Source organism: Candidatus Bathyarchaeota archaeon A05DMB-5 (assembly GCA_019685655.1).
GTDB lineage: Archaea > Thermoproteota > Bathyarchaeia > Bathyarchaeales > Bathycorpusculaceae > DSLH01.
Genome location: JABFQP010000003.1, coordinates 171,455 through 186,887 on the forward strand (window position 1 = coordinate 171,455; position 15,433 = coordinate 186,887).

The 15,433-nt window shown below is 41.0% G+C and carries 16 protein-coding genes; 11 read left to right on the forward strand and 5 right to left on the reverse strand.

Annotated elements, in window-relative coordinates:
- Positions 1-24: 24 nt before the first annotated feature.
- From HM003_05330 to HM003_05365, 8 genes are all read left to right on the forward strand, one after another.
- A complete protein-coding gene (locus HM003_05330; protein ID MBX5328759.1) occupies positions 25-2,862 on the forward strand; it encodes a M28 family peptidase in 2,838 nt (945 codons plus the stop codon).
- Between the two features lie 374 nt (positions 2,863-3,236).
- Positions 3,237-4,958, forward strand: a complete 1,722-nt coding sequence (locus HM003_05335) for a hypothetical protein (GenBank protein MBX5328760.1) — start codon at positions 3,237-3,239, stop codon at positions 4,956-4,958.
- Between the two features lie 314 nt (positions 4,959-5,272).
- Positions 5,273-5,455, forward strand: a complete 183-nt coding sequence (locus HM003_05340) for a hypothetical protein (GenBank protein ID MBX5328761.1) — start codon at positions 5,273-5,275, stop codon at positions 5,453-5,455.
- 87 nt (positions 5,456-5,542) lie between these two features.
- Positions 5,543-5,836: a transcriptional regulator gene (locus HM003_05345; GenBank protein MBX5328762.1), complete on the forward strand. Its 294-nt coding sequence runs from the start codon at positions 5,543-5,545 to the stop codon at positions 5,834-5,836.
- A 372-nt stretch (positions 5,837-6,208) separates the two neighbouring features.
- The gene (locus HM003_05350) at positions 6,209-6,502 is read left to right on the forward strand and encodes a hypothetical protein (protein MBX5328763.1); all 294 of its coding nucleotides are present in this window, start codon (positions 6,209-6,211) and stop codon (positions 6,500-6,502) included.
- Positions 6,503-6,505: 3 nt separating this feature from the next.
- Entirely contained in the window at positions 6,506-7,282 is a 777-nt protein-coding gene (locus HM003_05355) for an AAA family ATPase (protein ID MBX5328764.1), read from the forward strand.
- A gap of 291 nt (positions 7,283-7,573) precedes the next feature.
- Entirely contained in the window at positions 7,574-7,903 is a 330-nt protein-coding gene (locus HM003_05360; protein ID MBX5328765.1) for a hypothetical protein, read from the forward strand.
- Between the two features lie 33 nt (positions 7,904-7,936).
- Positions 7,937-8,566: a molybdenum cofactor guanylyltransferase gene (locus HM003_05365; GenBank protein ID MBX5328766.1), complete on the forward strand. Its 630-nt coding sequence runs from the start codon at positions 7,937-7,939 to the stop codon at positions 8,564-8,566.
- A 9-nt stretch (positions 8,567-8,575) separates the two neighbouring features.
- Here HM003_05365 and HM003_05370 read toward each other — a convergent pair whose 3' ends face one another.
- The 3 genes from HM003_05370 to HM003_05380 all read right to left on the reverse strand — a co-directional run bounded on the left by HM003_05370 (position 8,576) and on the right by HM003_05380 (position 11,147).
- Positions 8,576-9,871 (reverse strand): aspartate aminotransferase family protein, encoded by a 1,296-nt coding sequence (locus HM003_05370; protein ID MBX5328767.1) that lies wholly within the window; start codon positions 9,869-9,871, stop codon positions 8,576-8,578.
- Positions 9,864-10,580: an HAD-IA family hydrolase gene (locus HM003_05375; GenBank protein MBX5328768.1), complete on the reverse strand. Its 717-nt coding sequence runs from the start codon at positions 10,578-10,580 to the stop codon at positions 9,864-9,866. The genes HM003_05370 and HM003_05375 overlap by 8 nt, the downstream gene beginning before the upstream one ends.
- Positions 10,581-10,742: 162 nt before the next feature.
- The gene (locus tag HM003_05380) at positions 10,743-11,147 is read right to left on the reverse strand and encodes a low molecular weight phosphatase family protein (GenBank protein ID MBX5328769.1); all 405 of its coding nucleotides are present in this window, start codon (positions 11,145-11,147) and stop codon (positions 10,743-10,745) included.
- Between the two features lie 77 nt (positions 11,148-11,224).
- Between HM003_05380 and HM003_05385 the strand changes: the two genes are divergently transcribed.
- A complete protein-coding gene (locus HM003_05385; protein MBX5328770.1) occupies positions 11,225-11,488 on the forward strand; it encodes an Lrp/AsnC ligand binding domain-containing protein in 264 nt (87 codons plus the stop codon).
- Positions 11,489-11,565: 77 nt separating this feature from the next.
- On the opposite strand, the gene HM003_05390 is transcribed toward HM003_05385, so the two are convergent.
- On the reverse strand, positions 11,566-12,150 hold the full coding sequence (locus HM003_05390) for a hypothetical protein (GenBank protein MBX5328771.1): 585 nt from the start codon (positions 12,148-12,150) through the stop codon (positions 11,566-11,568).
- A gap of 13 nt (positions 12,151-12,163) precedes the next feature.
- Entirely contained in the window at positions 12,164-12,565 is a 402-nt protein-coding gene (locus tag HM003_05395; GenBank protein ID MBX5328772.1) for a hypothetical protein, read from the reverse strand.
- A 93-nt stretch (positions 12,566-12,658) separates the two neighbouring features.
- Here HM003_05395 and HM003_05400 point away from each other — a divergent pair, with 93 nt between their 5' ends.
- Both HM003_05400 and HM003_05405 read left to right on the forward strand, forming a co-directional pair.
- Complete coding sequence (locus HM003_05400) at positions 12,659-13,729, forward strand: hypothetical protein (protein MBX5328773.1); 1,071 nt, start codon at positions 12,659-12,661, stop codon at positions 13,727-13,729.
- On the forward strand, positions 13,726-15,186 hold the full coding sequence (locus HM003_05405) for an ATP-binding protein (GenBank protein MBX5328774.1): 1,461 nt from the start codon (positions 13,726-13,728) through the stop codon (positions 15,184-15,186). Before HM003_05400 ends, HM003_05405 begins: the two co-directional genes overlap by 4 nt.
- Positions 15,187-15,433: the final 247 nt, after the last annotated feature.

Here is a 15,433-nt window from a genome sequence, read left to right on the forward strand (position 1 = left end):
CATTAGATAATAGGGGAGAGGAGCATGTTTAACAGGACACCTTCAGTTATTTTGTGCATGTTATTATTAGCCGGCATGTTTGTTATGACAACAAATTTTCATTCAGTGAGGGCATGGACGGGAACTGTTTACATTAAGGCAAACGGCTCCATAGAACCGGCTGATGCACCAATATTACGTGACGGAGATGTCTATATTCTAATTGGCAATATCACTAGCAATGCCGACGGAATTGTTATAGAAAAAGATAATATGAAGTTAGACGGGGCTGGTTACATGGTTCAAGGAAACGGCGACGTCTATAAAGCCGGAGTTCTCCTTGTTGCCAGATACAACGTAACAATCACAAACATGGAGATCACGAAATTCTATTATGGTATCCGCCTTGATACTTGCCAAAACTGCAGCATCATCGGAAACAACCTACATCAAACAATGCTGTATGGCAAAGCTAACCTTGATCTTGTTGATTCATTCTACAATACTATAGTTGGAAATAACTTGACAGACAATTGGATAGGCATCGGACTTTACGCGTCGAACTATAATGTTATTCGCGAAAACAATGTAACAAAACACTCAACAGGCATTTACCTACAATCCTCTTACAACAATTCAATTCACCACAACAACTTTTTATTCAATAATAATCAAGTCAATATTTACAACTCAGCGAATGCCTGGGATGACGGCTATCCATCCGGCGGCAACTTGTGGAGTGATTATTGGGGCGTAGACTTGTACAGTGGTCCTTATCAAAATGAGACTGGAAGCGACGGAATAGGCGACACGCCACGCGTAATCGACGAAAACAACATAGATCGTTATCCTTTTGTTTATCCCAGAGACCCATGCGAACAACAAATAGTTTCCCTTGTTAACGGTACACGCGCTTACAACCACGACTTAGAGCTAGAGAACATAGCACTTGAACATTACGCGTTTCGTTCAGGCGGCTCTGCGGGTGCAAATGAAACTGCATATTGGATTAAAGAACAATTTGAAAATTTTGGATTAGAAACATGGCTTGAACCTTTCGAATTTACAACTTGGGACTTGATCAGTAAGCCTTCTCTTGTAATTGATGATGATGGAAATCCAAATACAACATATGACCAAAACGTGATAAACTCTTTTCAATGCGAGCATTACAGTTGGCCAACTTCTCCAAATGGAGCCTTTGGTGATCTCGTGATTTTACCTCTGCCTAATGCTGAGAGTTACTTTGAGATAGGTATGAATCCAATTAACACAACCGCATGGAATGCCATAAACACTACAGGTAAGATAGTATTGATTGGTAGAGAAGTTCGTTGGAGTTCCAGTTGGCATAGTACATACAGAAATAAGTTGATGGCGCAGCCGCCAGCCGCAATCGTTCACACGTGGTGGTATGATTGGATGTCATTCACACCTCCCATGTACAGTTCTGCTGGTGGACGCCCGATAAGTTCCTTTGGAGACTACTATTGGGATTTGGGCATTCCAGTGGGCTCTGTAAACTATGAAGATGGCTTGTGGATTCGAAATAGAGAAAGTAGCGTGAATGTCTCTGCTAATGTGTCTATCCGTTCAGTTATTGGTACAGGCACTCATTACAATGTTGTTGGAAGAATTAAAGGCTACATAGACCCAGATAAAATGATAATCATTTCCGGTCATTACGACACGGTTATGTGTGCTGGCTTCTGTGACAACGGTGCAGGAACGGCAGGGGTAATAGAGCTTGCAAAAGTTTTTTCTGATGCTGTTGAAAACGGCGTCTATAAACCTGCATATACGCTTCTGTTTGTAGCCTTTGCAAGTGAGGAGCTCTATCTGGTAGGCTCAATAAACTATGTGAAACAGCACAAAAGCGACATGGTAAACGTTAAGGCTGTCATTAGTTTGGATTGCATAGGTAGTGATGAGTTTCGAGTTACTGAAACTGAGCCGGTGAACGGTTTTGATTTAGACCAAGTTGTGTTAGAAGCTGCTTTGGAACTTGGTGTATCTGGCGAGTTGGAATCGCCTGGTGGTTCTGATCAAGAGACATTTAGAAACCCATCATGGGCCAACAGCATTTATTATCAATATTGGGGTCTTTATGCAAATATTTCTGATGCGACGCCGATTCCATCTAGTGCTTTGCTGATTTCATTTCCTCTTCTTTATAATGATGCTTGGTACATGGGCAGTCCAGGCTGGATTCACACAGAATATGACAATTCAACTTCTACGTTAACATTAGACTGGGTTGAAGCGGTGGATCTTGAAAAGCACATTCAAATAGCCGCGCTTACAACAGTGCGTATTTCACCTAATGTTCCTCCGTCACCTCGTAACATTGCCTTAACAAACGTTGTGCCTAGCAAAACTGTTTCAGGGCAATCCTCTTTGATGCAGATTAAAGTAACAATAGAGAATCAAGGAGGGTACATAGAACATGTAAATGTTACAGCGTATGCAAACGCTACAATTATCGCAACAATCGTGAATATTGCTGTCGCTAATGGAACCTCAGTTACGGTTGCTATCCCGTGGAACACTACAGAATTTGAAAAGGGCAATTATACCATACGGGCTTATGCTTGGCCTTTTCCAGACGAAACCTCTGCAACAGACAACAACTGCACATTCAATGGTCTTGTTTTGATAACGCTTCTTGGGGATGTGGATGGCGATTTTAAGGTTAAAATGGATGATATTATGTTTATTGTTGGAGCCTTCGGATCAATACTTAAAGCAGACGGGTGGTACTGGCACACGCCACCCTGCATATTATGTCCTCATAACCCAAACTATGATGTAGACGGAAACGGCAGAGTAGACATGGGCGACATAATCATTGCATGTGACAACTTCGGAAAAACTTACCCGTGATATCTCTCTTATGATTGTAAAATTTAAGTGAGTGCCGTCCGAGTAACTCTGAGATTTCATCCGTGTATTATTGTCAAGCTAATGCCTTCTCATCATCCGGCAACAAAATATTAGGAAAATCGAAAATAAAAATATTCTTCGGTTAAGCTGACAATTGTCAGTTAGGGCGTAGTTTTTAGCGTCTAGAACCAACTAACAAAAATCATAAATATAATTGTTAGGATAATTTTATTCTTGTAAGGAAGAGGGATACTTTCTATTGTTGGCTTGATTGGCTTCTGTGACTAGCCTCTCAGAAGTCGATGAACTGATTTCTTTCAAAGGTTTGCTCCTTCTTCCTTAAGTGAATAAAGGAGGAGAAAGGAGGAAAAAGGATGAAAGACAAAACAATTTCCGGTGTAGCGCTCACACTGTTGCTTATGGGAACATTGGCGACGACATTCAAAGCACACCAGACAACCGGTAAAACTTGGTATGTAGGTCCACCTCCGTCTGACTTTACCAGTATACAAGAGGCTATAAACAACGAATCTGTCTTAGATGGTGATATAATAGAGGTAAAGTGGAAAGACACACCTTATTATGAGAGCATAAGGATCAACAAATCTCTTGTAATTAGACGCTATTCATATGATCCGCCCGGATACTATCCTACTGTCGACGGCGTAAATAAACAAAAACCAGTGTTTAATGTGACCTCTTTAAATGTTGAGATCAACGGTTTTATAATTAGAAATGGTCAATATGGCGTTTATTTACGCTCTGATAATACTAGGATCATAAACAACACCGTCATCTATAACACAAACGGCATTTTTCTCGAACAAACTTTCAACTGTACATTACAGAATAACAAGTTGAATGCTAATGAGAGAAACTTCGGAGTTTCCGGTTATACGCTAGAACATTATATTCATGATATAGATGCTTCAAACGCGATAGAAGGAAAACCCATACGTTACTGGATAAATCATCAATACGGAAAAATTTCAGATGCTGGATATGTAGCAATAATAAATTCCACAAATATAATAGTTGAGGGCGCCTTATTAAGAAACAATATTCAAGGAGTTTTGGTTGTCTGGTCAAAGAATATTACACTACGTAACTTAGAATTAATCAACAATTACTATGGTGTTTTGTTTGAGTCTACTACTGACTCACGGATGGAAAATATCTCAGTCAATGGTGACGAAGGTATTAGTCTTCTATCTTCTAGTAATAACGCAATTACCCAATGTAATATTCTACATGATGGATACTCTGGAATATACTTGTCATCATCTCAAAATAATACGATTAGCGACAATTTAATAAAAAGCATGTATATAAACCATGGTTCCGGCATTATTCTGAGTGAAAGCGATAACAATTTCGTAGTTGGCAACAATATAATAGATAACTGGTATAGTGTATCTCTATGTTGCAACGGAACTCTATTCTATCATAATAATTTCATCAACAACCCAGCAGGAGTTTTGTCTATGCCAACTTCTACGAATCCATGGAACTTGACACGAGAAGGAAATTACTGGGATGATATAACAGGATTTTCTCTGGTTGACAACGATGGAGATGGCATCACTGACCCTCCATGCAAAAAGCAGATTAATCCGTACAATGTCGACTATCACCCTTTAAATGAAACATGGAGCTCCACTAGAGAAATTAACGTCACATTATGGCATATACTAAGCCCACCAGGAGACAAACAATACTTCGTTGTTTTAAATAGCGACCATGTTACTGCATCGAGAAAATTCAAGCCAAATTGGACACAAGCCTATGGCTTAATAACTTTCAACATCACAGCAAGCACAAATGGATCCTGCTCACTTAACATTCCAAGAGCTAGGCTAGATGTTCCAATCGAGTTGAAAATCAACGGCACCTTAATTGACCCCAACAATTATGACTTAATCATAGCAAATGCGACCCATCTGATTCTCCGCTTTAACTATTCAGAAGGAAGGCATATGATTGAAATCAAAGGATACAAACTCGGCTTTGCCATAGGCGACATAAACGGCGACGGAAAGGTTAACATGGACGACATAATGATAGTAATCGATGCTTTCGGAAAAAAATACCCATAAACACCAATACAACTTAGTCTATCCAATTTCTTTCTTTTTCCACTCGATCAAAACTCTCTTGAACATGCTTACTTATCGCCCGAAATATTCTGCAACTCCCTAAAAAGATCCTGGTGCAAGAAAAACACCAAAATTCTCTACAACTCTCTAAATGGTTTCAAACTAAGATTCAACCTATTTATAAGGGGGACTATACTTTTCCAAAAGCACCAAATGAATAGTCAAAAATGTGGATTTTAGATTCATATTTTCTGTTCATAAGACAGTTAAATACCCATAGCCTATTTGTGTGCATAATCGTTGGAGGAAACTCCTTGAAACATGACATAACACCAAAGCAAAGAAAAGAACTGCAAACAAAAATGACCAAGGTTTTCAAAGAAAACATGAAAGGACTCAAGACAGAATTACAAAAAATATTGGTAGATGACATGGTCACAGCCTTCCAAAATAGAATAAACGTGTTAAACAGAGCACAAGCGAAAAGAAGCTACTAATGGGGACTAAAGAGGAAAAAGACGTAGTTTGAAACCATAAAAGCTTTATATAAAAAGGGTGAAAATATCGCCAAGAGGTTTAGGATAATGAGACGATCCAAACTTGAAATGTATATTGACATCCTTAAGGTGCTTGCCCACCGTGGTCCATTAAAGCTAACCCACATCATGTATAAAGCTAATGTTAACTGCAGCGTACTGAAACAATATTTAGACTTTTTAATAAAACAACAACTTGTTGAAGAACGCACAATCGGAAAACGCAGAGTTGTCTACGCCATAACACAAAGAGGCATTACAGTCCTCAAGTACTTCCGCGAACTCAAACAAGTCTTACCAATCGTTGAAGAATTAAGAAACAGAGCACCTGTACCATACTAACCATCTAAATTTTTTAAACGTAGCACTCTTTCACGAAATTATATACTTTTAAAACACAAAAAAATCTGCTTTCTAATCACTTCCAAAAGCGACGAAAAACAAACAACCATCTTACTTCTAAACGCATACAATACAACATCTCAATTCAAAAAGACGCTGAAAAAATCTGGCATTTAACGTAAGTAGTGAACGTTTACTTTAAGAATCATTATGGATGTTTCGCAAGACTTAATAAACGCTTTACGCTCTAAACTATTGTACACATGTAAAACACATAGGGGAATCAGCGTGGCTAAACAGGAATCTCTTGGAAAAAAACCCTTACAAGTGCTAGAGAAAATCAGAGAAAATCTGGAGAGGTTAAACGAGAAAATGGAAGTTATGATTGAGTTGCAAAAGCATGGCAGAAAGGACATTCAACCTCTTCCAGAAACGCCTTTGGATGTCATGACCCTGCTTTCTATGCCAGACCACTTAAGAAAAACAGCAATGACCGTGTGCAGGCTCGGACGCGCTACAGCCGACGAAATAGCCCAACAAACGCACAGGGCTAGAGCTGTGGAAAGCGCATATCTTAATCAGCTTGTTATTATGGGGTATCTGAAAAAAGAAAGGAAAGGACGAAAAGCGTATTTCTACGTAGATAGAGAAAGTCAAGGAGGGTAAACATTGGGAAAAATAATTGCGGTTCATTCTTATAAGGGCGGAACAGGAAAAACTCTTCTTTCAGTTAATTTAGCCGCAACATTCGTTAAGCTTGAAAAGAAAGTTTGCCTACTTGATCTTGACTTCCGAGCCCCAAGCCTTGTCACGCTCTTGAAGATTGAGAAGACTGAACATTGGTTAAATGATTATTTGAATGGAACATGCGAAATCGACAAGGTCTTAGTAGACTTAAGCGACAAAATCCACAATGGCGGAAAGCTTTTTGTGGGATTTGCTAATCCAGCAACAGAAGCAATCAGAGACATGACCGCGAAAGACAGAAAATGGGAAATGCGCGCTCTAGGAAGACTCTTATCTCTCAGAACTTCTCTTTTAAATGACAAAGGCTTTGACTATCTAATTTTTGACACGAGCCCTGGCTTGCAGTACTCTTCTATAAACGCTATTGTAGGCGCTGATATTGTGCTTGTGGCAACAACGTTTGATAGGTCTGATGTTGATGGCACTCGACGTATGTTACGGGAGCTTTACGACTTGTTCGAGAAGAAGACGGAAATTGTGCTGAACAAAGTTTTGCAGGATGTTACTTCAAAGTCTGGAAAAGAAACGATGCAAGCCAAAGTTAAAGATTTGTATATGGTTCCTTTGTTAGGAGTTATTCCTTGTTTCTGTGATATTTTAAGGGGAGAAGGAAACATCATTTTTGCTCAAGAGAAACCGGAGCATCCATTCACTAAAATCTTGGGAGAAATAGCAGGTAAAATAGATAAAATGCCTTAAGCATTATTGTCCTGCTATTTTATTTACTAACTGATAGATTTTGCAGGTTTTGCACTTCTCGTATTCTTTTTCTTTGCATTGCTTGCATATTAGACGGTTTAGCTCTCTGATTTCGGAGTTCATTGTTTCTCCCTTCTCAGTGAATAAATAAGTCCTATTTTTTGGTAATATACTGTATTCCGTTCTCGTAATATTTCATACACTGAACGTATATAACATCATACGCTTAATCAAAATACACGATAATTTTATATCCGCTTTAAATGTAAACATCTGATGTGGTGTTTAGGTTTGAACAAAAGCGTAGCTTTAACAGCGTTGGCATGGGGTTTGTTTTTTGTTCTCATCGGCGTTAGTTGGGCAGTTTATGAATATTATCAAGTCCGTATGACCGAGTATGTTGCTTTGGGAGTGGGGCTTATTTTGATTGGGTTGTGCATTGCAAGGGCTGGGTTAGGTATGGGTTTGAATAAGTTTAGCTTGTTTATTGGAATAATTGCCTTTGCATTTGGCGGAGCAGCATTGATGGGTTATGAACTGCCATTATTACAAACAATTATAGTGTTGATTGGTTTGTTCATAATTGCTGAAGCTGTGAGGTCGCTAACAAAATCTCGGTAAGCATAGCATTCCATTGAAACTGGAGACTCGCCTTTGAATAGGTCAGCAATTATTCTCGCAGGCGGATTTTCAAGCAGACTCGGACAAGATAAGGGATTGCTGCAGTTAGCAAACAAACCTCTTGTAAATCATGTTTTGGATGCTGTTTCTTCCATTGTTGATGAGCAGATAGTTGTTGTTAGTTCTAACTCGCAAGCTGATAACTATAGGAAAATGCTAGATTCGAGTGCGAAGGTTGTCGTTGACGATGGAAAGTTGCGTGGTCCGCTTGTGGGTGCAAAAACAGGTTTTAAAATGGCGTCTGGAGATTTTTCTCTTCTTCTTCCATGTGACGTGCCTTTTCTTTCAAAAGATGTTCTTTCTCTTCTTTTTGAATTATGCATAAATAGAGCGGCTGTGATTCCAAGATGGCCGAATGGTTACATAGAGCCTTTGCATGCGGTTTATCAGACGAGGATGGCTTTGGAAGTTGCTGAAAGTGCGTTGAGAATGGGTGAAGTGAATATGCGGTCTATGGTGGATAAGTTGAAGGGTGTGCGTTTTGTTTCTACGCTTGTATTGCAGCAACTAGACCCAGAACTTAGAACATTCTTTAACGTTAACACTCTGCTTGACCTTAAGAAAGCTGAAAACATTCTTAAAGTGCGAAAGAGCAGAGTTTAATTGACCTTTTTAGGCGGCTTTGTTTTGTTTTGCGTATTTTTCCGTTTCTGCGAAGAGTTTTTCTATGTCAGCTTTTGAGTGTGCCGTGCTAAGGGCTCCTGTGTGCGTTGGTAGGAAGAAAATGCCATTAGCTATCAATTTTAAATCATAATCGATAAGTTTTTTTCTGTCTGCTTTGAAAACTGCGGTGGCGTCTTTGACGGTTTCTCGTGTGAACTGAATGTTAAAGAGTGAGCTTGCGCCGACAACTTGCACGTCAATACCATGCGCTTCAAAGATTTCTCTTAATTGTTCTCGTATTTTGTTTCCCAACTTGTTCAGCTTGTCTATTAATTGGCCATCTTCCAAGATTTTTAATGTGGCTAAACCAGCAGTCATGGTTATCGGATTTGCCGTGAATGTTCCGCCGTGAAATGAGAAATGTGGGCGTTCATAAATGCGCGAATCTATTCTTTCCATGATTTCGCGTGGTCCACAGAAGGCGCCGACTGGAAAACCTCCTCCAAGAATCTTCCCGAAAACTGTCAAGTCTGCTTTTACGCCGTAAAATTGTTGAGCACCACCAGGAGCCAAGCGGAATCCTGTGATTACTTCGTCAAAAATTAACAGTGTACCTTTTTCGTCGCAGAATTCTCTTAATCCTTTCAAAAACTCTTTTTCCGCTGGAATTCCTCCACCTGCGCCTAATATTGGTTCGATGATTATGGCTGCGACTTCTGTGTTTTTCAGTTTTTTCTTTACTCCTTCTAAGTTGTTAAAGGGTAAGCAAATGGTGTCTTCTAATGCGCCTTCTGTTAATCCTGCAGATTCTGGGATGTCAAATGGGTGTTTTACGCCTACGTGAAGTGCGTCGTAGCCTCCGTGCCATCCTCCTTCGAATTTTGCGATTTTCTTTTTGCCCGTGTATGCTCGTGCCAGTCGTGTGGCGTACATGTTTGCTTCTGTTCCGGAGTTTGTGAAGCGGGTCATTTGGGCATTGGGAACCATTTTTGCGATTTGTTCTGCGAGTGCGATTTCTAGTTCGTGGGATGTTCCGTAGTGGGTTCCGTTTTCTAGTTGTTTTTTCACTGCGTTTGTGATTGCGGGTGGGCTGTGTCCAAGTATGAGTGCGGTGTGTCCGAGCCAGAAGTCGATGTATTCGTTTCCGTCTACGTCGTAGAGTTTGCTTCCTTTTGCTTTTGCGGTGTAAAATGGGTATGGTTCGAAGAATCTTATTCCGTATGAAACTCCAGCGGGAAGAACTTTTCTGGCGCGTTCATGTAACTTTTTTGAGGTGGGAGTTTTTGATGTGTAATCTTCAAACATTTTTATGCCCTTCTGGTTTTTTGTTCGTAGTGAATTTTCTTATTATATTTTCTATGGCTTCATTTAAGTTGTTTACAATGGCATCCGCTTGTGGACATTCTGGTTTCTTTTTATCTCTGTCTAAGAGTATGGCGCGAATGCCTAGTCGTTTAGGGAGAAGTATATCTACTTGCACGTCATCGCCTATCATGACGGTTTCTTCGGGTTTTACGTTCAAAATTTCTAGGACTTTTTTGTACATTTTTGGGTTGGTCTTGTCGCATTCGGCTTCGTAGCCAGTCATTATACAGTCAAAATATTCTTTGATTGGCTCTATTGCCTTTTTAAATTGGAAGTAAGCGATTGTTGTGACTATGGCTGTTTTGAACCTTTGCTTCTTCGCTTTTTTCACAGCTTCGGCAGCGTCCCACTGTAATAGGTATGGTCTGTTTTCAAGGCGTTTAACGATGGTCTCTAGTGTTTCATGGTCAACTTTAACTTTCAATCTCCACAGAATCCTTCTGAAATAGGAACGCCAGCTCTTGTAGCCATGTTTCGGGTAGTCTACAAAAGCAACAAACATCCACGCTGCTCTTAGCTGTTGCGGAGAAACTTCGTAGCCTCGACTGAAAAGGTAATCTGAAAGCTCTTCGCTGGTTACTTCATCCTCTTTTCTAACATAAGCCAGCGTCCAATGCAAATCAAATAAAACTGCTTTTATCTTGGTCAATTAGTTCACTGCATCTAGTTAAGGTGTAGTTTTCCTATTAATTTGCTTTGTAAAGTTTCTTAATTCTTTCAGTTTTCTATAAGATGTAGTGCGGTTTTGGAAAAGTATAGCCCCCCCTTATAAATAGGTTGAACTTCTGGTTTCTAGCGTGTGTTTTGAGTTTTATTGTGTTTTGGCTAGTTGTGTTACTTTTTCTTTGATTTGTTCGTAGATTTTCCATGCGTTTTCTTTGTTCATGAAGTATGGGTCTTTGATGTTCCACACTGTTATTTTGTCTTTGCATTCTGGGCATAGGCGCAACACGTAATCTTTATGCCGATTTTCCATTGCCACGATAACGTCATACTCCATTAGCCGTTTATTGCCTACGCTTTCTGGCTTGCTCTTCAAATACTGCTCTGCACCTTCCTTCATTAAATATTCTCTAACCTCTTCTGCAATAGGAATAGCCACATGCACACCAGCAGAATCCACCTTCCAATCAGGCTTAAACTTTCGTAACAAAGCCTCAGCTAAGGGGCTTCTATGCGCGTTACCAGAACACACAAACAACACATGCACGCTCAACCACCCATGCCTTAACTATTCATTGAAGTTTTATAAACACAAACCACAAAATAAAACAATAGAGGAAGAAAAGGAGCATGACAGTAGAAGCCTACATCCTATTCAAAGTCGCCTCAGGCAGAGAAAGAGAAGCCTGCCAACAAATCGCAAAAATAAAAGAAGTCACAACAGCAAGCGTAGTCTACGGCGAATACGACTTAATAGCAAGAGTCACCGTTCCAGAACTCCACGCACTAGAAGACTTCCTAGCCGAAAAAATAAGGAAAGTACCAAGCATCACCCTAACATCCACAATGGTCATAGCCCAAGAATGCAAAGGACAAAAACAAACCAAAAAATAAACAACAAAACGCAATCGCAATCCTTTCAGAATATAAATACCTGCAAATTTTCCTTCCTAGAAAACAGCTTGCCAACCTTAAAAATGCTCGTAGGATACAAATTCATCCAATGCTTTTCTCGAAGGCGCAGGCGGCTCAACAGTAGCATATCCCAACTGAACTATTGCGGCAATTCGGAATTTTTCAGGCACACCTAAAATCGCCTTTACTGCATTCTCTTCTTCCAAATCATAAAAAGTGTAAATGCAACTACTCAAACCCTCAGCGGTAGCAGCCAACAACATGTTTTCAACAGCAAGCCAAGCTGAACCCAAAGCAAGTTCTTCCCTAATCCATCCGGGAATCTCATAACAAACAACAACCAAAACTGGAATCTTCGCCATGCTCGACTTGTCCCAAGACCCGCCACGAGCAGCCAAGTAACGCGCACGCTCTGGAGGAAACTTCGCCCAAGCCTTACGACTAGCTTCCGTACAAACCCTTGCAATCTTCTCCTTAACACCAGTGTCAGTCACAACTACAAAACGCCACGGCTGAGTGTTACCAGCAGAAGGCGCCCAACGTCCAGCATCCAGAATCTTCCTTAACGCTTCCTTGGGCACGGGCGATGCCTTAAACTTTCTAATACTTCTCCTCTTAACCACAACCTCATCAAAGTCCATAGTACATCATCTTTTAAGGCGGAGGTCTCTTCTGAGCATACTGATACCTCCGCGGTTTACCTTCCCTAGTTAGCACGCCGTCCTTAACCAAATCTATAAGCGCATGAGCCACCGCAGTTCGGTCATAATGAAAACCACGCTTTGCCATTTCACTGTGCACTTCACTTAAGCCCTTAGGCGTTGAGAACCACCCTTCCTTCCAGAGTTTCTCAATAACTGTTTTGCAAGTTTCTGCTCTTGGCTGCGCTTGAGCTCTCTCGCTTATCAGCGACGTTTCTTTCAGCTTTTCAGTTACTGTGGAAAGAATTTTGTCCACTGTTGCTTGTAACTGGTCTTCTTGGCATTCTATTTCGAATTCCACGTCGCCTATCTTCATTTTTACGCGTATTGGCGGTTTTTGGCTTGTTTCTGTCAATTTTTCACCTTGTTGCTTATTGTATTGTGCATCTTGTTCATGCACAACACTTAAATATACCTTACGCAAACAATTGCGTATTGGTGAATCAAGGTGATTCAACAACACACTATAACAACAACACAGAAATATAATTTTCCACACCCAACCACCGACACAATGTTACCCCAACGCCTCATTCAACTAAGCCTACACACACTAAAAACCGTCCAAAACAACACTATTCAACTAAACCAACAAACCATTCAACAACCGAACATGGAAACACATACCATACAATTAAGCCCAAAACCCATCACGTTAAAGCCAAACCGTACACCAACAACAATCGCAGCAGTCGACACCTCAAACATAAAAATCGGCGAAACTCCAACAGGCATAATTGCCGCCGTCAGAGGCGCAGCACTCTGGAAACAAAATAAGCACTACCACTACACACGCCTAGGACCATTCATATTCCACATAACAGAAGAAAACAAACGCCAACTCTACCAAACACTCGCAAACGCCTACCTCGACACAAACAACACAATACATGCATACCCACTAAACCTCACACAAATGCCAAACCGCATCGCAAACCTACTCGAAAAATGGCTCCAAACAACACTCACAAAAACCCTAACAAACAGCCTAATCCTCCTCGACGGCTCACTAACTGCAGGAACACCAGACACGCCAACGCCACTAATGAAAGAAACATTAATCAATGCGAGAAAACGAAACAACACAGTCCTAGCCTTCTCAAAAATGACAAACCTAAGAGCAAATGGCTACCTAATAACAGACGCCCTACCACCACACACACCGCCCTACATACTAGAAACTTATGGCTTTAAACCAAAACCGCCAACCGTGCTATTAGGCGAAGTTTACGTGGCAAAACTAACAAACGGAAACTACGCCTTCAGACTCGACATAGACAAAGAAATCCCACATGAACAAAAAATAGAATCCGTCCAAAAACTTCTGGGAAACGACCACCTCCAACAAAGCTACCCAGAAACACTACGCTTAGCCCATATACTCTGCACTTTCACCGCTAACGAAGTTATAGCCATGCAACACTTCACCACACGCCACTACAACCTCAAAATAGTCAACCGCCCAGACATGCACCGCCTACTATTCGGACCATACGGCAAAGGAGACCTAAACGCATGAAACTCTACAAAAAAGAAGGCAACATTCTCCAAATCCTAAGCTTCCCAAACGAAACCGCCGAAAAAGGCGATTACTTGCTTGTCGAAGACGCAGACGCCGGAAAAGCCCTAATTGCGCAAGTAATCGACATGCAATTCGCAAGTATCCCAGGCGTTTTAGAAGAACTATTGCGTAGCCTGCCTGACGGCGGAGAACTCGTCCAAGGCGAAGATTTCGACCCGCTGGAAATCGCGCCACACATCACCTACATTCAAGACGCAAGCTTACTCATCTGCAAAATCCGCGCAACAATAGAAGGCGAAACCCTAACACCAAGTAGCAGCTGGCTTCCGTCACGTTCACAGTCAACAATAAAAAAGCTCCCAATTCCAACACTGCTTAAACTGACGAAAGTTGACGGAAAACTCCCAATAATCATGGGGAGCACAAAAGATGCTTCGCCATTAACAATTGACGCTTCATCACTAGACGGAAGACTAAACATCATAACAGGCAAAAAAGAAACAGGCAAATCACACCTAAGCAAACTTTTAATGCTAAACCTAATTGGCTACGGAGCCACAATTGTCGTTTTCGACCTAAACGGCGAATACCACAGCCTAGGCATGACATCAGACGGAAAAAGAAACACTTACTACGACAAAATTCATGTTTTAACGCCTGCACAAAACTTCAAAGTAGCCCTAAAACAGCTAAACCTTCAAGTCTTACTAGGCATACTCATCCACGCACTTCATCTGCCCGGCACATCAGCTCGCGAGTTCCGACGCATATGGCAATCACTCAAAGAACGCGACATGCTCAATTTGCATGAGCTCGGCGAAGCCATACGCAACTGGCACTGCAACCAACATGTTCGCGATGCTCTTTTCTCACGTTACCACGCGCTGGTTAACTCGGGCTTCTTCACAGACGAAACAGGCGGAACCATGCTACTGGAGGAATGCCTATTCAAAGCCAAAGAACACGGCGGAGCCATCATAATAAATCTTCGCAATACATCAACAATCGACCGCCAAATAGTCGTCGAATACGTCCTAGGAAAACTCGTAGAACTGCTCACAAGTTGGAAACTTAAAGCGGCTTTTCTATTTGCTGAAGAAGCACATCTTTACCTTCGTGAAACCTACTGGGACGACATCGTCACACGCATGCGCCACTTCGGAATATTCACAACCTTCATAACAAACCAGCCGGACACAATCCGCGAAAACATTTACCGCCAAGCAGACAACATATTCCTCTTCAACTTTACAAACGAACACGACTTAGAAGTGGTTTCACGAGCAGCCCGCGTAGACGCAGAAACAGTCAAATCCATCGCCAGAGACTTGCCGCCACACTATTGCCTAACGCTTGGAAAAGTTGTAAAAGATTTCCCAATGGTCGTAAAAGTTAAGACTTTAGACGTGAAAACAATGGGAGAAACACGGCTTTTCTTCAAAAACGCCGACTAAAATGCACATTAAAAACTTAACTTTTCATCTCCCTAAAAAGAGTGAAAGAGGACACAGATGCGCATTTTTGGGTGCGGGTGTCCTCTCCAACTCTTAAGTTCTCTATTGTTTCCAAAATCAAGCTAAACAAAAAAGTGATTATAAAGGATTATGAAGCGACAATTTGAATCAGTAAAATCTGCAATTTCGAATCGAACCTCGAACATTAACCAGAAAATATTTAGTGAATAAAACGCAAAAATCTTGA